17 protein-coding genes, 1 tRNA gene and 1 pseudogene are annotated in these 20,897 nt (G+C 71.6%); 11 read left to right on the forward strand and 8 right to left on the reverse strand.

Features of this window, described 5'->3' with window-relative positions; genetic code table 11:
• Positions 1-178: 178 nt before the first annotated feature.
• The gene (locus ACFV88_RS06140) at positions 179-1,564 is read right to left on the reverse strand and encodes a cystathionine beta-synthase (protein WP_385486530.1); all 1,386 of its coding nucleotides are present in this window, start codon (positions 1,562-1,564) and stop codon (positions 179-181) included.
• Positions 1,565-1,815: 251 nt separating this feature from the next.
• Here ACFV88_RS06140 and ACFV88_RS06145 point away from each other — a divergent pair, with 251 nt between their 5' ends.
• Positions 1,816-2,844: an SGNH/GDSL hydrolase family protein gene (locus tag ACFV88_RS06145; RefSeq protein ID WP_385486532.1), complete on the forward strand. Its 1,029-nt coding sequence runs from the start codon at positions 1,816-1,818 to the stop codon at positions 2,842-2,844.
• Positions 2,845-3,329: 485 nt separating this feature from the next.
• Here the strand turns inward: ACFV88_RS06145 and ACFV88_RS06150 are convergent, their stop codons facing one another.
• Positions 3,330-3,965, reverse strand: a complete 636-nt coding sequence (locus ACFV88_RS06150; RefSeq protein WP_385486534.1) for an SRPBCC family protein — start codon at positions 3,963-3,965, stop codon at positions 3,330-3,332.
• A 218-nt stretch (positions 3,966-4,183) separates the two neighbouring features.
• On the opposite strand from ACFV88_RS06150, the gene ACFV88_RS06155 reads away from it, so the two are divergent.
• The 4 genes from ACFV88_RS06155 (at position 4,184) to ACFV88_RS06170 (ending at position 7,844) form a co-directional block, all read left to right on the forward strand.
• Complete coding sequence (locus ACFV88_RS06155) at positions 4,184-4,840, forward strand: TetR/AcrR family transcriptional regulator (RefSeq protein ID WP_385486536.1); 657 nt, start codon at positions 4,184-4,186, stop codon at positions 4,838-4,840.
• 105 nt (positions 4,841-4,945) lie between these two features.
• Positions 4,946-5,332, forward strand: coding sequence for a VOC family protein (locus tag ACFV88_RS06160; protein WP_385486538.1), 387 nt, complete (start codon positions 4,946-4,948; stop codon positions 5,330-5,332).
• 187 nt (positions 5,333-5,519) lie between these two features.
• Positions 5,520-6,740 (forward strand): acetyl-CoA C-acetyltransferase, encoded by a 1,221-nt coding sequence (locus tag ACFV88_RS06165; protein ID WP_385486540.1) that lies wholly within the window; start codon positions 5,520-5,522, stop codon positions 6,738-6,740.
• 222 nt (positions 6,741-6,962) lie between these two features.
• Positions 6,963-7,844, forward strand: coding sequence for a hypothetical protein (locus ACFV88_RS06170; RefSeq protein WP_385486542.1), 882 nt, complete (start codon positions 6,963-6,965; stop codon positions 7,842-7,844).
• A 64-nt stretch (positions 7,845-7,908) separates the two neighbouring features.
• Here the strand turns inward: ACFV88_RS06170 and ACFV88_RS06175 are convergent, their stop codons facing one another.
• Together ACFV88_RS06175 and ACFV88_RS06180 are read right to left on the reverse strand one after the other, a co-directional pair.
• Complete coding sequence (locus ACFV88_RS06175) at positions 7,909-8,220, reverse strand: hypothetical protein (RefSeq protein ID WP_385486544.1); 312 nt, start codon at positions 8,218-8,220, stop codon at positions 7,909-7,911.
• Between the two features lie 481 nt (positions 8,221-8,701).
• A complete protein-coding gene (locus ACFV88_RS06180; protein WP_385486546.1) occupies positions 8,702-9,604 on the reverse strand; it encodes a Bax inhibitor-1/YccA family protein in 903 nt (300 codons plus the stop codon).
• A gap of 498 nt (positions 9,605-10,102) precedes the next feature.
• On the opposite strand from ACFV88_RS06180, the gene ACFV88_RS06185 reads away from it, so the two are divergent.
• A complete protein-coding gene (locus ACFV88_RS06185) occupies positions 10,103-11,302 on the forward strand; it encodes a glycosyltransferase family 39 protein (RefSeq protein ID WP_385486548.1) in 1,200 nt (399 codons plus the stop codon).
• 32 nt (positions 11,303-11,334) lie between these two features.
• On the opposite strand, the gene ACFV88_RS06190 is transcribed toward ACFV88_RS06185, so the two are convergent.
• Positions 11,335-11,883, reverse strand: coding sequence for an ATP-binding protein (locus ACFV88_RS06190; protein WP_385486550.1), 549 nt, complete (start codon positions 11,881-11,883; stop codon positions 11,335-11,337).
• A 177-nt stretch (positions 11,884-12,060) separates the two neighbouring features.
• On the opposite strand from ACFV88_RS06190, the pseudogene ACFV88_RS06195 reads away from it, so the two are divergent.
• From ACFV88_RS06195 to ACFV88_RS06205, 3 genes and pseudogenes are all read left to right on the forward strand, one after another.
• Positions 12,061-12,255 (forward strand): annotated as a pseudogene (locus ACFV88_RS06195) (helix-turn-helix domain-containing protein); the annotation flags it as partial.
• Positions 12,256-12,318: 63 nt separating this feature from the next.
• Positions 12,319-13,281: a hypothetical protein gene (locus ACFV88_RS06200; protein ID WP_385486759.1), complete on the forward strand. Its 963-nt coding sequence runs from the start codon at positions 12,319-12,321 to the stop codon at positions 13,279-13,281.
• A 38-nt stretch (positions 13,282-13,319) separates the two neighbouring features.
• Positions 13,320-14,051 (forward strand): RibD family protein, encoded by a 732-nt coding sequence (locus ACFV88_RS06205; RefSeq protein WP_385486552.1) that lies wholly within the window; start codon positions 13,320-13,322, stop codon positions 14,049-14,051.
• A 428-nt stretch (positions 14,052-14,479) separates the two neighbouring features.
• On the opposite strand, the gene ACFV88_RS06210 is transcribed toward ACFV88_RS06205, so the two are convergent.
• Together ACFV88_RS06210 and ACFV88_RS06215 are read right to left on the reverse strand one after the other, a co-directional pair.
• Positions 14,480-14,563, reverse strand: a tRNA-Leu gene (locus ACFV88_RS06210).
• 437 nt (positions 14,564-15,000) lie between these two features.
• The gene (locus ACFV88_RS06215; protein ID WP_385486554.1) at positions 15,001-15,354 is read right to left on the reverse strand and encodes a DUF5713 family protein; all 354 of its coding nucleotides are present in this window, start codon (positions 15,352-15,354) and stop codon (positions 15,001-15,003) included.
• Positions 15,355-15,695: 341 nt separating this feature from the next.
• Between ACFV88_RS06215 and ACFV88_RS06220 the strand changes: the two genes are divergently transcribed.
• Together ACFV88_RS06220 and ACFV88_RS06225 are read left to right on the forward strand one after the other, a co-directional pair.
• The gene (locus ACFV88_RS06220) at positions 15,696-16,466 is read left to right on the forward strand and encodes an ABC transporter ATP-binding protein (RefSeq protein ID WP_385486556.1); all 771 of its coding nucleotides are present in this window, start codon (positions 15,696-15,698) and stop codon (positions 16,464-16,466) included.
• An 88-nt stretch (positions 16,467-16,554) separates the two neighbouring features.
• A complete protein-coding gene (locus tag ACFV88_RS06225) occupies positions 16,555-19,083 on the forward strand; it encodes an ABC transporter permease (protein ID WP_385486558.1) in 2,529 nt (842 codons plus the stop codon).
• 111 nt (positions 19,084-19,194) lie between these two features.
• Here ACFV88_RS06225 and ACFV88_RS06230 read toward each other — a convergent pair whose 3' ends face one another.
• The gene (locus ACFV88_RS06230) at positions 19,195-20,568 is read right to left on the reverse strand and encodes a class I SAM-dependent methyltransferase (protein ID WP_385486560.1); all 1,374 of its coding nucleotides are present in this window, start codon (positions 20,566-20,568) and stop codon (positions 19,195-19,197) included.
• Positions 20,569-20,897: the final 329 nt, after the last annotated feature.

The raw sequence follows: 20,897 nt of genomic DNA on the forward strand, positions 1-20,897 counted from the left end.
GACAAACGCGGGCGAGCACGTGAGCCGCTACAGCACGACCGAGCACTACTTCTCTTCGCTGAACGGGGGCGAAGCGGTCGACTTCCTCCACGGTACGAGCGTTGGACCGTTCGCTGCGGCGGCGGGTCCTCGCGCTGCTGCGCTAGACCCGCCCCACGTCAGCCCGTTCCGCAGACGGCTAGCCCGCCGCCTTCGCGAGGAAGGAGAGCAGGTCCTGACGGCTCACCACACCCGTGGGCTTGCCCTCGACCAGGACGATCGCCGCGTCCGCCACACCGAGGACGGACATCAGGTCGGCCACCGGCTCCCCCGAACCGACCTGCGGCAGCGGCGCCGACATGTGCTTCTCCAGCGCGTCGGCCAGCGAGGCCCGCTGGGTGAACAGCGCGTCCAGCAGCTCGCGTTCGACCACCGAACCGACGACCTCCGCGGCCATCACGTCGGGGTGCCCCGCGCCCGGCTTCACGATCGGCATCTGCGAGACCCCGTACTCGCGCAGCACCTCGATGGCCTGGCCGACCGTTTCGTCGGGGTGCATGTGCACCAGCGAGGGCATCGCGCCCTCCTTGTCCCGCAGGACGTCCCCGACCAGGGCCGAGTTGCCGCTGTCCTCCAGGAAGCCGTAGTCCGCCATCCACTCGTCGTTGAAGATCTTCGAGAGGTAGCCCCGGCCGCTGTCCGGCAGCAGCACGACGACGACGTCGTCCGGGCCGAGCCGTTCGGCGACCCGCAGCGCCGCGACGACCGCCATGCCGCAGGAGCCGCCCACGAGCAGGCCCTCCTCCTTGGCGAGCCGGCGCGTCATCTGGAAGGAGTCCTTGTCGGACACGGGCACGATCTCGTCGGCGACGGTCCGGTCGTACGCGGTCGGCCAGAAGTCCTCGCCCACGCCCTCGACCAGGTACGGCCGTCCGGAGCCGCCCGAGTACACCGATCCTTCCGGGTCCGCGCCGATGACCTTGACCGCGCCGTCGCTGGCGTCCTTCAGGTAGCGGCCCGTCCCGGAGATGGTGCCGCCGGTGCCGACGCCCGTGACGAAGTGCGTGATCTTCCCCTCGGTCTGCTCCCACAGCTCGGGACCGGTGGAGTGGTAGTGCGACAGCGGGTTCTGCGGGTTGCTGTACTGGTCGGGCTTCCAGGCGCCGGGGGTCTCACGGACCAACCGGTCGGACACGTTGTAGTAGGAGTCGGGGTGCTCCGGGTCCACGGCGGTCGGGCAGACGACGACCTCGGCGCCGTACGCGCGCAGCACGTTGATCTTGTCCGTGGACACCTTGTCGGGGCAGACGAAGATGCACTTGTAGCCCTTCTGCTGGGCCACGATCGCCAGGCCCACGCCCGTGTTGCCGCTGGTCGGCTCGACGATGGTGCCGCCCGGCTGGAGCGCGCCGCTCTGCTCGGCGGCCTCGATCATGCGTACGGCGATGCGGTCCTTCACGGAACCGCCGGGGTTGAAGTACTCGACCTTCGCCAGCACCGTCGCCTGGATGCCGTCGGTGACGTGGTTGAGCCGCACCAGCGGGGTGTTGCCGACGAGGCTGATCATCGAGTCGTGGAAGTGCACCGTTGTCTCCGGGCTGCGAAGAAGGACAGGATTTGCCCCTCACCCTACGGCCCCGCACCGGTACCCGGGGCCTGCCGCGGGCCGTCGACCCTCCCGACCCGTCCGCCCCGCCCCGCGCACGCGCCCCGGCGGCTTCGGCCGGGTGTTCGCAGCCGTTCGGCCCCGGACCGTTCACCCGTCGCACGCGATTGGCCCACCGCCCCGGCGGGGCAAGGAGTGGGTGTACGGCTCGAAGGAGGTGGCTGCGACGCATGTCGAGGGCGAGAGTGGCACGGCGGATCGCCGCGGGTGCCGCGTACGGCGGTGGCGGGATCGGTCTGCTGGGCGTGGCGACGCTCGGGGTGGTCCTGGCCGAGGTGCAGTTGGCGAAGCGGCGGGTCGGCAACCACGGCGGGGACGGCGCCGCGCCGCCGCGCGCCGACGGCCGCTACGGGGCGGGGCTCGCGGGCGGCGGGGAGCCGTTGCGGCTGGTGATGCTCGGCGATTCCACGGCGGCGGGCGTGGGGGTCCACCGGGCGCGGGAGGTTCCGGGGGCGCTGATCGCCTCGGGGCTCGCGGCGGTGGCGGACCGGCCGGTCGAGCTGCGTACGGTCGCCCTGCCCGGCGCCCGTTCCGACGATCTGGACCGCCAGGTGGCGCTGGTCCTGGCGGAGCCGCAGCGGATGCCGGACGTCTGCGTGATCATGATCGGGGCGAATGACGTCACGCACCGCATCCCGCCGACGCAGTCGGTGCGCTGGCTGTCCACGGCGGTGCGCAGGTTGCGGACCGCCGGGGCGGAGGTGGTCGTCGGCACCTGCCCCGATCTGGGGACCATCGAACCGGTGTACCAGCCGTTGAGCTGGCTCGCCCGGCGGACCTCCCGGCAGCTGGCCGCCGCGCAGACCATCGGGTCGGTGGAGCAGGGCGGGCGGACGGTGTCCCTGGGGGACCTGCTGGGACCGGAGTTCGCGGCGAACCCCCGGGAACTGTTCGGGCCGGACAACTTCCACCCCTCGGCCGAGGGGTACGCCACCGCCGCGATGGCCGTGCTGCCGACGGTGTGCGCGGCGCTCGGCGTGTGGCCCGAGGAGGAGCGGCCCGACGCCTCCCGCGACGAGGGGTTCCTGCCGGTGGCGCGGGCGGCGGCGCGGGCTGCGCAGGAGGGCGGTACGGAGGTGACGGCCGCGCCGCAGACGGGGCCCCGGGGGCCCTGGGCGCTGCTCAAGCGGCGGCGGCGCCGGCGCATCCACAGTCCCGGTCCGGATGTCCACGAGGGCGGTGCCACGCGCACCGCGTAGCCCTCCGGGGGCGTCCCGGTACGTCCACCTCCCGGTACGGGGTCCTGCGCGGGTGCGCTGTTGTTCCGCGCAGTTCCCCGCGCCCCTGAACGGGTGCGTTCACCTGCCGGTACCGGGTTCCGTGCGGGTGCGCTGATGATTCGCGCAGTTCCCCGCGCCCCTGGATGGGGCGCTTCGTCCGGGAGTCCGGCTGTCCGTACCCGCACGGGCCAGCGCACCCAAGCCGGAGCGGCCCCGACAGGGGCGCGGGGAACTACGCAAAAGCACCAGCGCACCCGCACGGAACCCCGTACCGGGAGTAGACGCACCCGACCAGGGGCGCGGGGAACTGCGCGAATCACCAGCGCACCCCCGCAGGACAGCGCACCGCAGGTGAACGCACCCATTCAGGGGCGCGGGGAACTGCGCGAAACAACAGCGCACCCTCACGGAACCCCACACCGGACGGTGAACGCACCAGAGCCACGGGGCGGAACGGCACGGAGTCAGTGGCGCCGGGCAGGAGCCTCAGCCGCGGCCTTGAGCTCACGCAGCCACGCTTCGAGACCCTGACTCAGGATCGCCGTCGCGACGGGAACGTCCGCATCGACCTGCGGACCGGCGTGGGTCTCCTCGGTGCGCACCCGGACGCCGCCCTTGACCTCGGTGAACGTCCACACGTGCACGCCGTCGATGTGCACCCCCTCACCGACCGCGGGACCGGTCCAGCGGATGCAGGAGTGGCGGCGCAGCTGCTCGACGGTCGAGGTGATGTCCAGCTCGGTGGCGGGGGTGACGGGATTGGGCGGCACCGGCACCGTCCACCGGAACGCGGAGCCCGTCCGGAAGGGGCCGTGGTCGAGGCGGTCCACACCGGTGAGGTGGGCCTGCCAGGACGGCCAGCGCTCCACGTCCGTCTGGAGCTTCCACACGGTGCGCAGCGGCGCGTGGATCACGGTCTCGGTGCGGTGGCGGACGCGTGCGTCGGGGTCGACGCCCTCCCCGCGGCAGGTGAGGGACGCGCCGGGCCCAGAGGCGGAGGCCGCGGCGGCCGGGACGGTGGTCGCGGTGCCGAGGAGGCCGGCGAGCAGCGGGACGGTGAACAGGGCGGCGCGGGTGCGGGTGTGGCGGGTGCCGGGCACGGGGTTCCCCTTGTCGGTGGGTGAGTGGACCGCTCGGCGAGCGCGCCGTAGCCGTCGGGTGGGCGCGTCGCCGCACCGCACACCGAACGAAGATGACGCCATCTCGCTCTAGTGAGAAGTTATAACTGCATGCAACCCGGGAGGTCAACAGCCTTCGTGATACCTTCTAACTAAACTTCAGAGCTATAGCCTCACAGCTGAGAGAGGGAGCGCGGGCCATGCCGGAGCGGGACGCGACGACACCGCGGGAGCGCTACCGCGCCCAGGTGCGCGCGGAGATCAAGGAACACGCCCGGGAGCAGATCGCGACGGCGGGGGCGTCCGCGCTGTCCCTCAACGCCATCGCCAAACGGATGGGCATGAGCGGACCCGCGCTCTACCGCTACTTCGCCAGCCGCGACGACCTGATCACCGAACTCGTCCGAGAGGCGTACCGAAGTCTCGCCGGGACCCTGCGCGCGGCCTCCGACGACGGCGCCGACCTGGCCGCACTGGTGCACGTCCTGCGCGACTGGGCCCTCCAGGACCCCCAGCGGTACCTGCTCGTCTACGGCACCCCGGTCCCCGGCTACCACGCGCCCGAGGACATCACCGGCATCTCCTCCGAGATCATGGCGACCCTGCTCGACGCGTGCGCGGCGCTCGTGCAGGACGGCTCCGCGACACCGTTCGACACCCACGTGGCGGCCCACCGGGAGTGGGCCGGCGACCATCCGGCCCCGCCCGCCGCACTGCACCGGGCCCTGATCGTGTGGACCCGGGTGCACGGCCTCCTCTCACTGGAGGTGGCCGGTCACTTCGCCGGCATGGACTTCGACCCCGCCCTGCTCTTCGCCGCCGAACTGGACGAACTGCTGTCCCCTCGCACCGCCTGACCCGGGGCCGCCCCCGGTGCGCGATCGACGGGCGGCTCCCCATACTGGAATCCGCATACGAGAATCCGCGGGTCCGGCGCGGGCCCGGGGCACCGGAGGGCAGCCATGAGGATCCACCTGTCCAGCGTCTTCGTCGACGACCAGGACAAGGCCCTGCGCTTCTACACGGACGTCCTGGGCTTCGTGAAGAAGGTCGAGGTCCCGGTGGGCGCCGACCGGTGGTTGACCGTGGTCTCACCGGAAGATCCCGACGGCACCCAACTGCTACTGGAGCCCGACGGCCATCCCGCGGTGAAGCCGTACAAGGAGGCGCTGGTCAGGGACGGCATCCCGGCCACCGCCTTCGCCGTGGACGACGTCCGTGCGGAGTTCGACCGGCTGCGCGCGCTGGGGGTGCGCTTCACCCAGGAGCCGCTGGAGGCGGGCCCGGTGACCGTCGCGGTCCTGGACGACACCTGCGGGAACCTGATCCAGCTCGTACAGGGCGGGTAGCGGGCCGACCGGGGCGACAACCGGTGTGCGGGGCCGGGGCGTACGCTGAGCAAGCGCTTGGAAATTGCGGTCCGGGTCACACGGCCACCCCCGTGACCCACGCGCTACGTAGCGGTAACTTCACGGGCACGCCCCCTCACGGACGCCGCACACCGACACCCGAGCCCCCCCGGCAAGGAGAACCCCGATGCCCGAAGCCGTGATCGTCTCCACCGCACGGTCCCCGATCGGCCGCGCGTTCAAGGGCTCGCTGAAGGACCTGCGCCCCGACGACCTGACCGCCACGATCATCGGCGCCGCCCTCGCCAAGGTCCCCGGACTCGACCCGCGGGACATCGACGACCTGATGCTGGGCTGCGGCCTGCCCGGCGGCGAACAGGGCAACAACCTCGGCCGGATCGTTGCCGTGCAGATGGGCCTGGACCACCTGCCGGGCTGCACGATCACGCGGTACTGCTCCTCGTCCCTCCAGACCAGCCGGATGGCGTTGCACGCGATCAAGGCGGGCGAGGGCGACGTCTTCGTCTCGGCGGGCGTCGAAATGGTGTCCCGCTTCACCAAGGGCAACTCCGACAGCCTGCCCGACACGCGCAACCCGCTCTTCGCCGAGGCGGAGGCCCGCACGGCGGCGGTCGCGCAGTCGTCGGGCGCCGGCTGGCACGACCCGCGCGAGGACGGGGTGCTCCCCGACGCGTACATCGCGATGGGGCAGACCGCCGAGAACCTCGCCCGATGGAAGGGCGTCACCCGACGGGAGATGGACGAGTTCGGGGTCAGGTCCCAGAACCTCGCCGAGCAGGCCATCGCCAACGGCTTCTGGGAACGCGAGATCACCCCGGTCACCACCCCGGACGGCACCGTCGTCAGCCGGGACGACGGCCCGCGCGCCGGAGTCACCCTGGAGGGCGTCGAGGGCCTGAAGCCGGTGTTCCGCCCCGACGGCCTGGTCACCGCCGGGAACTGCTGTCCGCTCAACGACGGCGCCGCGGCCCTGGTCATCATGAGCGACACCAAGGCCCGGGACCTCCGGCTCACCCCGCTCGCCCGGATCGTCTCCACCGGGCTGTCCGCGCTCTCCCCCGAGATCATGGGCCTGGGCCCGGTCGAGGCCTCCCAGCAGGCCCTCGCCCGGGCGGGACTGAACATCGGGGACATCGACCTGGTCGAGATCAACGAGGCGTTCGCGGCGCAGGTGATCCCCTCGTACCGGGAACTCGGCGTCGACCTCGACCGACTCAACGTGAACGGCGGCGCCATCGCCGTGGGGCACCCGTTCGGGATGACCGGGGCCCGGATCACCGGGACGCTGATCAACAGCCTCCAGTTCCACGACAAGCAGTTCGGGCTGGAGACGATGTGCGTGGGCGGGGGCCAGGGCATGGCGATGGTGATCGAGCGGCTCAGCTGACGGAGTGCGCCCCGGGCGCGCACGGCGAATCGTGACCCAATCTCCCCCAGGATGTGATGTATCTCCTGGGGGAGACGCGTTTGCGCAGCTCACACTTGATCCTGAGGCAAACCCCCACTTCAGAAACCTGTCCAATTCGTGACGTAATGCACTGACAGGCCAGGGGTCCGCACTTCAAGCTGAGGTAGGAAGTCGGGGGTCGACTGACACCGGGAGTACTTCGTGAGCGCCTTGCCCATCGTTCTGCTGGTCACCACGGCCGCCGCCACGGCCGTGGGCGCCGCCGCCCTGCACGTCGTGCTCGGACTGCGCCGCCAGATCACCGCCCTGCGTACCGAGCTCGCCCGGCACCCGGCTCCCGACACCCGCGCGCTGGTGCCCGCGGCCCGGTCCGCCGACACCGAGGAGATACGCGCGGCGGTCGTCGCCGCCCTCGCCCAGGAGCGCGAGCGCGAACTGGCCGAGGCGCGCGCCTTCTGGGCCGCGCAGGAGGCCCGGGACGCCGCCGACGCCCCCTCACTGCTCGGTCTCACCGACGACGATCTGTACCTGCCCCGGCACGCCGACTTCGTGGGCCTCGTGGAATCCGCCGACCTCGACGCACCGGACGGCGTCGACGGGTCGGACGGTCCCGGCGCCGATGCCGCGGAAGGGCACACCGAGACCGCGACGCTCACCGGTCCCGACACGGTCGAGGGCCACCCCGGCGACTCCCCCGAACTCGCCGCCGCCCGCCGTCGCCACCCCTCGCACCCGGACTTCGTCCCCGCCCAGGCCACGCACTCCGGGCCGTTCACCCCGACCGGGGACCACGAGCGCACGGTGCTGTGCCTGGAGGAACTGGCGGCGACCGGCGCCGCCCTCGCCGATGTGCGGCCCGGCCCGCTCGGCACCCTGGACGTCTACGTCTTCGAGGACGGCACCACGCTCTGCATGACCCCCGGCCACCGCGAGACCGCCGAACGGCTCGCCTCCGCGCTGCGGTCCGGCGAGCCGCCCGTGCTGCTCGGGGGCTCCGGGCTGTCGGGGGCGTACGCGCTGACCTTCTCCTGCGGCACGGAAACCGTGTACATACTCGCGGACCGCGTCATCGCCTCGCTCTGAGCCCGGGGTCCGGCCGTCCCGGGGCCTGACGTGTCCGGCGCGGGGCGCACGCCCTCGGCGCGGGTCAGACGCCGGCGCGCTTCTGCGCTTCCTCGACCAAGGCGATCGCCTCCGCGAGCTGATCGGGCTCCCTGAGGGCCACCGCCAGGTCCCGGCCCGCCACGGTGATCTGGTCGGCGACGGCGAACATGCCCGCGTCGGGCATCTCCCGGGGCTCCGTGCCGGGGGCCTCGATCTGCTGCGCCCGCACCGAGAGTTCCCTGGCCAGGGACAGGGCCTCGGCCGCTGCGCCTCGCTGGAGCCGGCTCTGCGGGGCCGCTCTCAGGTGGTCGGCGAAACGGTCCACGGCGGCGGTCAGCGGCGTCGTATCAAGCACGGTACGAACCCTAGCGGGTCGTTTGTTCACCGCGGGTGCGTAGTGGTTGCCCGCGCAGTTCCCCGCGCCCCTTCGGTACGTCCGCCTCTGGCTGCGCTGTCCTGCTCGCCCGCGCCCCTTCGGGTGCGTTCCACTGGAGGTGCGCTGTCCTGTGCAGTGCGCTGTGGATTCGCGCAGTTCCCCGCGCCCCTGGATCTGGGGCGCTCCTCGCCGCCGTCGTCCGCCCATCCGCACGGCAGGGCGCACCCGCGCTGGAAGCGGCCCGATAAGGGGCGCGGGGAACTGCGCGAAACACCAGCGCACCCGAGCAGAACAGCGAACCCTCAGGGGGACGCACCCGAAGGGGGCGCGGGGAACTGCGCAACGGCCCAGCGCACCGCACCGGACAGCTCACCGCCAGGTGAACGCACCCGAAGGGGCCGCGGGGAAACGGAACGGCCCCGCGAACCGGAAGGGTTCGCGGGGCCGCCGTCGGAACTGACTAGTCGCTGCTCTGGAGGATGGCGATCAGCCGCAGGAACTCCATGTAGATCCACACGAGCGTCAGCGTCATGCCGAACGCGGCCAGCCACGCCTCCTCGCGGGGCGCACCGTACGCGATACCGTCCTCGACCTGCTTGAAGTCGATGGCCAGGAACGCCGCACCGAGCAGGACACCGACGATGCCCATGATGATGCCGAGCGTGCCGCTGCGGAAGCCGAGGCCGTCACCGCCGCCGAGCACCGCGAACAGCAGGTTCACGGCCATCAGCAGCATGAAGCCGAGCGCCGCCGCCATCACGAAGCCGTAGAAGCGGCGGTTGACGCGGATCCAGCCGGCCTTGTAGGCGACGAGCACCGCGGCGAAGACCGCCATCGTGCCGATCACGGCCTGCATTGCCGCACCGCTCGCGATGCGGTTGTCCACGATGCTGGAGATGACGCCGAGGAAGACGCCTTCCAGGGCCGCGTACGTCACGATCAGCGCGGGCGACGCCTTGCGCTTGAAGGACTGGACGAGGCCCAGCACCATCGCGGCGAGACCCGCGACGACGGCGACCCCGATGGACCGCGCGATGTTCGCGTCGTCCACGGGCAGCAGCGCCCAGGCCAGTGCGGCCGTGACGATGAGAATGCCGAGGGTCGTCCCCGTGCGCATGATGACGTCGTCCATCGTCATGCGTCCGGTGCCGGCCGGGGCCGACGTGCCGGTGCCCTGGAGGCCGTCCGGCTGGGCGTAAGGGTTCTGGGCGTACGGGTTGGTGGGCGCGGGGGCGCCCTGCGCGTACGGGTTGCCCTGGGTCTGGACGGCGGGTCCCCCGGCCTGCGGCGCGGCGTTGAACCCCGCGTAGCCGTTGTCGCGGCTGAACCCCCGACGCGAGAAGACCGGGTTACTGCTCCTCATTTCACTCCTCCATGGCCGCGCTGCGCGGCCTTGGCCTCAAGAGTAATGTGCGGGCAAAGCATCTCCCCTAGTGCCTAGGGAGGATCTTTCCCCTTCCGTTACGGAAGAACGCCCGGCCGTAGCCGTGTGTTCCCACACGCTCACCTGTGCTTACCGTTCCTTCTTCAGTTTCCCGGATGGCCGCGTTTCTCACCCGCGCCCCCGGTCCCGTCGGCGCGCCGAGGGGTCGCGTTCGTCACACGTGCGCCCCCGCGGCGCCCGGGCCCGCCCCGGGCGACCGCGGCCGTTCGACGCCACTCTCACCGACCGGGTGCCCACCCGCCACCGGACTCCCCCGTCCGGGGCGCCGGGCCGGTCCGCTGATCATTCCCGTATACCGGAGCGAATTCCCCGGATTTCCGTGCCGCAGATACGCCGGCCCGGCCGTTCGCCACCGCGGCGCCCGGGGAATTGACTCCGCCGGGGTGCCCCGCTTTCGGGTCCGGGAGAATCGCCCCCATGCCCGACACCAAGGCCGCCCCCCTCACCCTGCCCGCGCCGACGACGGCGGCGCCCGGTCCCGGTGTCCACCCGCCACGGCCGACCCTGCGGCGGGCCGCGCCCGCGCTGCTGGCGTACGCCGCGGTGCGGCTGACCGGCCTCGCGCTCCTCTCGGTGGTCTCGGCCGCCACGGACGGGGACGGGCTGCACCGGCTGAGCGGCCGTTGGGACGCGGTCTGGTACCAGCGGATCGCCGAGAACGGCTACGGGTACGAGGTCCGGCTCGCGGACGGCTCGGTCCACTCCGACCTGGCGTTCTTCCCGCTGCTCCCCGCCCTGGAGCGGGGCCTGTCCGCCCTGCTCCCGCTGGACGCCGCGGGCGCGGGCCTGCTGGTGTCGTGGCTCGCCTCGCTGGTGGCCGCCTGGGGCATCTACGCCGTCGGCGCACGGGCGTACGGGCCTCGGGCTGGCGTTCTGCTGGCCGCGCTGTGGGGGGCCTACCCGACCGCGTTCGTGCAGTCCATGGCGTACACCGAGACGCTGTTCACGGCGCTCGCGGCCTGGGCGCTGTACGCCGTCCTGACCGAGCGCTGGATCACGGCCGGGCTGCTGTGCGCCGGGGCCGGGCTCACCCGGCCGACCGCGGCGGCGCTGATCGCGGCGATCGGGATCACCGCAGTGTGGCGGCTGGTGACCGCGTACCGCGCGGGCGAGTCCTTGCGCGGGCACGCACGGATGATCGCCGGGGTCTGTCTGGCCCCGCTGGGCTGGCTCGCGTACATCGTCTTCGTGGCGGTGCACGAGGGCCGGCCGTTCGCGTACTTCGACGTACAGGCGGGGTGGAACAACCGGATCGACGGGGGCGTGGCGCTCGCCTCGTTCGTGGTGGAGCAGTTCGGCCGCAACGTCCTCGCGGGCCTCGGGCTGTGCGCGGCCTTCGGTCTCCTCTTCTGGGTGGGATGGCTGTGCCTGCGCCAGCGGCAGCCCCTCCCTGTCATCGTCTACGGCACCGCGGTCGTGGTGATCTCACTGATCGGCTCCGGGTACTTCGGCTCCAGGCCGCGGCTGATGATGCCGGCGTTCCCCCTGCTGCTCCCGGCGGCGGTGGCTCTCGCGGGGGTGCGGCGCGGGGCCCTGGCGGGGGCGGTCGTGGGTGCGGCGGCACTCGCCTCCGGTGCGTACGGCGCCTTCACCCTGCTCGGCCCCGGGCCCCCGTGAGTCGCCACCGGGGGAACGGGCCGACGCCGAGTTCACCGCGGTGGCTCGGCGGTGGCGGGCAACTCGGCCCACACGCACTTGCCCCGACTCAGCCGGTCCACGCCCCATCGACCACCGCACAGCGCGGCCACGATCGAGAGTCCTCGCCCTGACTCGTCACCCGGGTCAGGGGAGAACGACCGCGGTACCCGTAGCGACCGGTCCGCTACGGCGATCCGTACGAAGCGTTCGTTGCGCCGGGTCACGGTCAGTCGAACGGAACCGACCCCTGTGTGCACGACGGCGTTCGACACGAGCTCGGTGACCACCAGCCACGCCGCGTCCTCCACCGCATCCGCCCCCCAGGCTCGAAGAGCCGAGGAGACCAGACGCCGTGCGACCCCCGCTGACTGCGGCGCCCTCGGTAGCGACTGGGTGAACGCGGTCCTGTCGGCCGCTGGGCGCACGGGTGGGGCGGTCCCCCGGTCCTTGAGGGGCACCACGCACGTGACGATCAGGAGCCGACGCGGTGCCGTGCCGCCCCTCGTTGTGCGGGTGCGCGCTGCCGCGTCCGGCGTCAGCTGCCGCCGCCTACTGTCCATGATCGTCTCCCTGAGGATGAGCTCTTGCAGCAAGGAGAACGCGTCCTTCGCCCAGCAGGCTTGCCCGTATGCAGCACACGCTGTCGTTATGCACGAGCTGCATACAGACTCGAACCGAAGTCACTACCTTGGGTATCCCTGGGACGACCCCCTGCCACCGCATCCCGGGACCGGAGCATGGAGCAGACACCCCGTCACCGCAGCAACGGCCAGGCCATCAGAACCGCACGACGAGAGCGTGGATGGACTCAGCGGCAGCTCGCGGACATGTGCGGATACAGCCAATCCACGGTCAGTCGCTTGGAGCGCGGACGCCAGTCAGCCAAAGACATGGACGTGCTCTCGATGGTCGCCGACCGGCTCGGTATCTCCCCGACCCTCCTCGGACTCGCGGGGAACGGCCCCTACAATCACCGTGCAGGCACCACTCGTCCGATGAACCGGCGTCAGCTCCTCGGCACGGCCGCCAGCTTGGGTCTGCCGCCGTCCGGCGACAGCTCGCGCCGTCGTCCCCTGAACCCTGCCGTTGTCGCTCATCTCCGCGGTCTCCGTGCCACCCTCGTCCAGTCCGACAGCCTCTACGGCCCGCACTGCGTCATCGGGGCGGTACGAGACCACCTCGCCGTGATCGAGGAACAGGTCCTCTCCTCGGCCTCGGGAAACCTCCGCGCCGGTGTCCTCCGGACAGCCTCCGAATGGGCCGAGTTCGCCGGTTGGCTCCACGAGGACCTCGGGCAGCCGGAGGTGGGACTGTGGTGGTCCGACCGCGCCATGGAATGGGCACAGGAGGCGGACGACCCCGCGCTTCAAGCATTCGTCCTGATGCGCAAGGCCCAGCAGTCCGTCGGCCTGAACCAGCGACAGCGGGCCATCGGCTTGGCCTCGGCCGCACTGCTCGTCCGAGGCGATGTACCGGAACGCGTCCGGGCCTCCGCACACATTCAGCGGGCCCACGGCCATGCCCTGGCCGGCGACGGCACCGAGGCGGCCCGTGCCATAGCGACCGCACACGAACTCGCCGCGGGAACCCGGGCCACCCGGGCTGACCAACTCGGCGGATACTGCGTCCCCGCGTACGTCGAGGCCCAAAGGGCAGCGTGCCAGCTACTCCTAGGCCATCCTGCCGAGGCAGTGGCGTCCTACCAACGAGCTTTGGATCACTGGCCCGGCAGCTACCAGCGGGAGCGGGGACTCCATCTCGCACGACTCGCCACCGCACACGCCGCCGCCCGGTCGCCCGACGCGGCATGCGTCACCGCCCTGGAGGCGCTGGAGATCATGCGCGAGACCGATTCGCGGCGCACGACGGCAGAACTGCGACGGGTCGTCACCGCCCTCACCCCGTGGCGGACCACCAGCGCGGTGCGGGGACTCGTCGAAGCGGTCGCAGCGATCTGACCTAGGCTCGCGCCTACCGAATCCCCGTGGGAGGGCCCGTGCACAGCAGCGAGTTGGTCGGCACCGACGAATGGCACACCGTCGACGGACGGCCGTACGTCGTCTACAAGTACGCGGCCACTCTGGACGGGCGCATCGCCGCGGTGGACGGCACCAGCCAGTGGATCACCAGTGCGGAATCCCGTGCCGAGGTGCACGCACTGCGGTCGGCGTGCGGGGCGACGGTGGTCGGCTCGGGCACGCAGCAGGCCGACGACCCCCACCTCGCGGTGCGTTCGGTGCGGGACGACCCCTCTCTGCGGGTGGCCGTGCCGGTCGAGGAACAGCCTTGGCGGGTGATCGTCGACACCCGGGCCCGTACGCCCGCCAATGCACGGGTGCTGGACGACGTCGCGCCCACGCTGATCGCCGTCGCCGAGGACGCCGAGGCCACCCATCTGTGTGGCCTCGCCACGGTCGTGCGGCTGCCGCGTGCCGCGCGGGGAGGCGGTCTCGACCTGACGGCACTGCTACGGGAGCTCCGGGACCGCGACGTACGGGGTGTGTTCCTGGAAGGCGGTCCGACACTCGCCGCGTCGTTCGTCTCCGCCGGGTTGGTCGACCGGATCATCGCCTACGTCGCGCCGGCGCTCCTCGGGCGCGGCAAGAGTGGACTCGAAGGCGGGACGATCGGCACCATGGACGACATCCTCCGCTGCGAACTGCTGGACGTGGCCCGCTCCGGCCCCGATGTGCGGCTGGTCGCCCGGCCCGCACGCGCGCGGCGCTGAGCACCGGGCGAAGTGACCTGCTGTCGGGGGAACTTCGTTCTCCGGGCCGCGATCCCCTGCCTGCGACTGCTGCCGGGGCGCCCGGCAACCCCCGGCGACGACCCCGGGCGCGCACGAGCGTCCCCGAGGTGGCGTCGCTTCAGCACGTGCTCATCGAGCGGGCGCAGAGGTCACAGCCGACCGCGGCGCAGTAGAAGTGGACGTCGTCTACGGCGAAGAGCTCGGGAACCGGTGGGTCAGCCCCGCCGGTCGTGGAGCGGGGCCCACGTGCCACGATCCGGGCGATCCGCTTCGCGGCTTTTTCCTGCTCTGAGCGGGTCGCGTGGGAGGGGAATCGCCCGCGGAGTACCCACGGCGTTCCCCACCCCCGTGAAGGAGTCGTGCCCACCAGCCCGCTTCGGCTGGTGGGGCGATCGTGTGAAGATCGGTGCCCGGAACCGGACTTGAACCGGTACGCCCCGCGCGGGGCAGCGAGGTTTAAGCTCGCCGTGTCTGCATTCCACCATCCGGGCTCAGGGCCATGGCTCCGTGACCAGGGGTCCGAGCCTAGCCGGACGGGTAGCCCGAACAGCCGAACCGAAGCCCGATGTTGTCTGATTTTATTGAGGTCTGAGGGAGCATCAGACACCGGGGCCCTCCCGTCCGCACCCAAAGATTGCCCTCATCCGTCGGCTCCCATGCCGAGCGTGAAATGACGGGAATTCACCGTCGGTGTAGGGGGTCGTTCAGTCGTTCGCGTGGGTTTCGGCCACCGCCCGAAGCGAAACGTCAACCCAACCCCTGCACACACCACCCACACGGGTTGTCCGCGCCGCCTTCACCAAGCCGCCGCACGCTGCCGCACGCCCCCGCGCACCGTCGCACACCGGCGCGCTGCGACCGCCGTCAGCGCCCGGAGGGGCGCGCCGGTCACCGTCGGGCTCCGTCCCCCGTCAACGCGCCGGAGCCGTCACCACTCGCGCGCCTCGACCAGCCGTTCCGGATCGGCGTCCACGAAGCCGTAGCACCCGGCCACGAGGAAGAACGCTTCGCAGATCTCCTCGCGCGCGACGGTCTCCAGTTCGCTGCCCTCCGCCTCGAACACCGACTCCAGGTCGTTGAACTCCTCCGTCGCGACGGCGGTGAGGGCGTACAACGCCGTGAGGTCCGCGGGGCCTTCGGACTCGATCCGCTCGCACAGCCGCAGCAGGACGGCGACTCCCCGGTCGACCAGGTGGTCGGGGAAGTACTCGTCGGTGTACATCCCGCCCAGCAGCGCGGAATCGGCGACCAGTGCGGCGACCTTCTCGTTGGTGACCGGCACGGCGGTCCCCCTTCTGCTCGGTGGCGCGAGGACGCGCCGGGTGGGGTGCGCGGACGCGCCGGGCGACCCGGGGGCGCACCGCCGGGGCTGCCCGGCACGGCACCACTGTGCACCGGGCCACTGACAGCCGCCCCGCCCCACCGGCACCGATGCCCGGGCCCGCCGCCCGTGCTGGAGGACATGGCCCCGGTCGCAGACGCGGGTCATCCCCAGGTATGACTCGGGGCGGTCCGGTGCGACCAAGGGTTGTCCCCGGAACCGGAACAGCGGCTGACTCCACGGCCCGGATCGGCGGACAGGATGGAAGACGTCCCACCCCGAACCGACAGGGAGTGCCCTCCGTGACCACCACCTCCATCGCAGACCGCGCCACGGGTGTGGCCGCCCGCGCCACGAACCTGAGCAAGGTCTACGGCCAGGACGAGACCAAGGTGGTCGCGCTCGACCACGTCACCGTCGACTTCCACCAGGGCCAGTTCACCGCGATCATGGGCCCTTCCGGTTCCGGCAAGTCGACGCTGATGCACTGCGTCGCCGGGCTCGACAGCTTCAGCAGCGGCTCCGTCCGGATAGGCGAGACCGAGCTGAGCACGCTCAAGGACAAGCAGCTCACCCAGCTCCGCCGGGACAAGATCGGCTTCATCTTCCAGGCGTTCAACCTGCTGCCGACCCTGACGGCCCTGGAGAACATCACGCTCCCGATGGACATCGCCGGCCGCAAGCCGGACCAGCAGTGGGTGAACGCGGTCATCGACATGATCGGTCTGCGGGCCCGCCTCGGGCACCGTCCCACCCAGCTCTCCGGCGGTCAGCAGCAGCGCGTGGCCGTGGCCCGCGCCCTGGCCTCCCGGCCGGAGATCATCTTCGGTGACGAGCCGACCGGAAACCTCGACTCGCGCTCCGGCGCCGAGGTCCTCGGCTTCCTGCGCAACTCGGTGCGCGAGCTGGGTCAGACCGTCGTCATGGTGACCCACGACGCCGTCGCCGCCTCCTACGCGGACCGGGTGATCTTCCTCGCCGACGGACGGATCGTCGACGAGATCCACGCCCCCACGGCCGATGCCGTGCTGGACCGGATGAAGGCGTTCGACGCCAAGGGCCGCGTCAGCTGACCCTCCGGGCTCCCCCGTCGCACCGACCCGCAGCCCGGCCGCCCGTCGTACCGCCGTATCCCGCGGCCCTCACCCCAGGACTTCACTCATGTTCCGTACCGCCTTGCGCAACGTACTCGCGCACAAGGCCAGGCTGCTGATGACCGTGCTCGCCGTCACGCTCGGCGTCGCCTTCGTCTCCGGCACCCTGGTCTTCACCGACACCCTCGGCAAAGCCTTCAGCAGCCAGTCCGCCAAGAGCTACGACGACATCGCCGTGGTCGTCGACGGCCCGGAGAAGGACGGTCAGCGGCTCGGCATCCCCGCGGGCACCCTCACCAAGGTGCAGGGCGTTGACGGGGTCGACGAGGTCACCGGCCGGGTCTCCGGCTTCGCCGGGGTCGCCGACGAGGACGGCAAGCTGCTCGGCGTCGGCTGGTCCAACACCGGGCGCAACTTCGCCCCCGACGACAGCGGCAAGGACGCGGCGTTCGACTTCGTCCAGGGCAAGGGCCCCGTCCAGGACGGACAGATCGCCCTCGACAAGACCACCGCCGACAAGGGCGGCTACGCGGTCGGGGACACCGTGCGGGTCGCGACGACCGGAACGGTCCAGGAGTACGACCTCGCCGGGATCTTCACCACCGACGACGGTCAGGTGAGCGCGGGCGGCAGCCTCGTCCTGTTCGACACCTCCGTCGCGCAGAAGCAGTACCTGCGGCCCGGCCACTTCGAGAGCTTCACCGTCGCCGCGAAGTCCGGCGCCTCGGCGCAGCAGATCCTCGACGAGGTCAAGCCGCTGCTGCCCAAGGGCTCCAAGGCGAAGACCGCCGAGAAGGCGGCGGCCGACGAGGCCAAGATGATCAAGGACTCGATGAAGAACATGAACACGATGCTGCTGGCCTTCGCCGGCATCGCGCTGTTCGTGGGCATCTTCCTGATCGCCAACACCTTCACGATGCTGGTCGCCCAGCGCACCCGCGAACTGGCCCTGATGCGCGCCGTCGGCGCCTCCCGGCCGCAGGTCAAGCGCTCCGTGATCATGGAAGCCCTGTTCGTCGGCACGGTCGCCTCGCTCATCGGCTTCGGCGTGGGCCTCGGGCTCGCCACCGGGCTGCGTTCCACGCTGAACGCCCTGGACATGAAGATCCCGGACGGCCCGCTGGTCGTCTCCGCCGCCGCGGTGCTGTCCGCGCTGGGCGTCGGCATCGCGGTCACCGTGCTCGCCGCCTGGCTGCCCGCGCGCCGCGCCGCGAAGATCCCGCCGGTCGCCGCGATGAGCAGCGTCCACGCGGTCGCCTCCGGCAAGTCCCTGCTGGTGCGGAACATCATCGGTGCCGTCCTCGCCGGTGCGGGCGCCCTCGGGATCACCGCGGGCGCGGCCCAGGGCAGCAGCGGTCGCATGCTCATCGCCGTGGGCGCCTTCCTGACGCTCATCGGCTTCATCATCCTGATCCCGCAGCTCGCCCGCCCGGTGATCGCGGTGTTCCGCCCGCTGCTGACCAGGGCCTTCGGGGTCTCCGGGAAGCTCGCCGCACAGAACGCAGTCCGCAACCCGCGCCGCACCGGTGCCACCGCCTCCGCGCTCGCCATCGGTCTGACCCTGGTCACCGGGCTGACCGTGATCGGCGCCTCGATCAGCCAGGCGATCGACCGCAGCACCACCGACCAGGTGCGCGGTGACTTCCGGATCTCCATGTCCAGCGGCCACCCGTTGGACGACTCCTCGCTCGCACTGCTGGAGAAGGCCAAGGGCATCGAGGCCCTGTCGCCCCAGGAGGCGATCCAGGTGCGGGTCGAGGGCAAGGAGCGCCACGCCTCCGCGGTGACCGCGGACGGGGTCGACAAGGTCTACCACCTGCCCGTCGTGAACGGTTCGTTCGACGCGCTCGGCCAGGGGCAGATCGCCGTCGCCGAGAAGACCGCGGACAAGCAGGGCTGGAAGGCCGGCGACACGATCCCCGTCACCTTCGAGGGCAACGGCAAGAAGGACACGCAGCAGCTCACGATCGCCGCGGTCTTCGAGGACAACGACTTCGTCTCGCCCTACCTCCTGCCCCGCGAACTGGCCACCCCGTACCTGACGCAGTCCGCCATCCAGGAGATCTGGGTCACGATGCAGGGCGGCACCACCGAGGCGAACGAGAAGGCCCTCGTGGACGCCCTCGGCAACAACCCGGGCATGAAGGTCCAGGACCAGAAGGAGTTCCGCGACGAGATCGGCGGCATGATCAACATGATGCTGAACATCATGTACGGGCTGCTGGGAATGGCCCTGATCATCGCGATCCTCGGCGTCATCAACACCCTGGCCATGTCGGTGTTCGAGCGTCAGCAGGAGATCGGCATGCTGCGGGCCATCGGCCTCGACCGGCGGCGCGTGAAGCGGATGATCCGGCTGGAGGCGATCGTGATCTCGCTCTTCGGCGCCACCGTCGGCATCGTCCTCGGCTCCTTCCTCGGTTGGGCCATCGGCGAGACGATCAAGGGCAGCATCCCGGACTACGCGTTGGTCCTCCCGGGCGGACGGATCGTCCTCTTCATGGCCCTGGCCGGACTGGTCGGCGTGCTGGCCGCGATGTGGCCCGCGCGCAGCGCCGCCCGGCTGAACATGCTGACGGCCATCAAGACGGAATAGCACGCTCCGGGACACCCCCCTCCCGCAGCGGCTGTTCCAGGGCCCCGGTACCGGATTCCCGGTACCGGGGCCCTCCCGTACGCCCGTGCCCCGGGCGTACGGAGACCGGATTCAGGGCGCGGCGGGAGCGAACTCCCCACCGGCCGTGCGCTCCGTCCAGGTGCGGATGCGCAGCGGCAGACCGGACGCACCGGACTGAGGGGTGCGCACCGCGAGGATCTGGTTGACGCCGATCCGGTTGCGCTCGAAGGACAGCGCGGACGCCGCCATGTACAGCCGCCACACCCGGGCCCGCCCCGGGGAGACCAGACTCAGGGCCCGCTCCCAGCCGGACTCCAGATTGGCCACCCAGCGGCGCAGGGTGAGGGCGTAGTGCTCACGGATCGACTCCAGGTCCCGCACCTCGAAGCCGGCCCGTTCCAGGGCGCTCACCGTGGTGCCGACCGGCGCCAACTCGCCGTCCGGGAAGACGTAGGCGTCGATGAACTCGTCCACCCGGTACGTCGTCTCGTCGCGCTGCGGACGGCGGGCGATCTGGTGGTTCAGCAGCCGCCCGCCGGGCCGCAGCAGGGCGTACAGGTCACGCGCGTACTCCAGGTACAGGTCCGCGCCGACGTGTTCCGCCATCCCGATGGACGAGATCGCGTCGAACGGCCCGTCCCGGACGTCCCGGTAGTCCTGGACGCGGATCTCCACCCGGTCGGCCAGCCCCTCCTCCGCGACCCGCTTGCGGGCGTACGCGGCCTGCTCCTGGGACAGGGTGATGCCGACGACCGTGGCCCCGTGCTCGCGCGCCGCGTGCAGCGCCATGGAGCCCCAGCCGCAGCCCACGTCCAGGAGTCTGGTGCCGGGGCGCAGGTCGAGCTTGCGCGCGACCAGTTCGAGCTTGTCCCGCTGGGCGTCCTCCAGCGTGCGGGCGCGCCCCGGGGCCGGGACGTCCCAGTACGCGCACGAGTAGACCATCGCCGGGCCGAGGACCAGCTCGTAGAAGTCGTTGCCGACGTCGTAGTGGTGGCTGATGGCCTGTTCGTCGCTGCGGCGGGTGTGCAGATGGAGCCGGCCGGAGCGGTGGCGCTCCTCGCGCGGGGGCGACGGGGGCGGGAGGGGGCGGGACAGGACGGCGAAGGCGCGGGCCGCCGCGCGGACGGACGGGTCGCGCAGCGCGTCCAGCAGGCCGGGCGCCCGTTCGTCGCGGTCCCACAGGACGCCGGACAGCCGGTCCAGGGCCTCGTACAGGTCGCCCTCGACATCGATGTCCCCGGCGACCCAGGCGCGGGCGAGGCCGAGCTCCCCCGGCTTCCACAACAGCCGGCGCAGGGCCTTTCGGTGACGGATCACCAGGGTGGGGGCGGGGGTGGCGTCCTGATCGGTCCCCGTGGGCGGCGGGCCGGACTCCGAGCCGTCCCAGGCGCGGATGCGGAGCGGGAACGGGGCTCCCAGCAGGCGTTGTGCGAGGTTCTGGAGCTGACGGGCGGTGGGCTGCATCGCGATGTCCTTACGTGGCGGGGCCTGGTGATGGTCCATCACCACGTAAACACCGGGTCGGGGGCCGTGCAGTCCCGTCGTGGGGTCGTGCGGGTCGGTTTTTTGCCAGCACCCTCCGGGTGGCGGAATCCGTTCGGCGGGGCCCCGCCGAGTGGCTCTACGGGCATCGGCACGGGTCCGCGGGCCGGGAGCGACGACCGGGGCCGGGACGCCCGAGGATCGGGCGGCAGCCATCGGGCCGGGGGCGACGGCGGGCCAGGTGCGGCTACGGAGCCGGGGGCAGCTACCGCGGCAGGTACGGCCGGGGCCGGGCCGGGTACGACTGTGGG

Source organism: Streptomyces sp. NPDC059816, from assembly GCF_042732055.1.
Classification (GTDB): Bacteria; Actinomycetota; Actinomycetes; order Streptomycetales; family Streptomycetaceae; genus Streptomyces.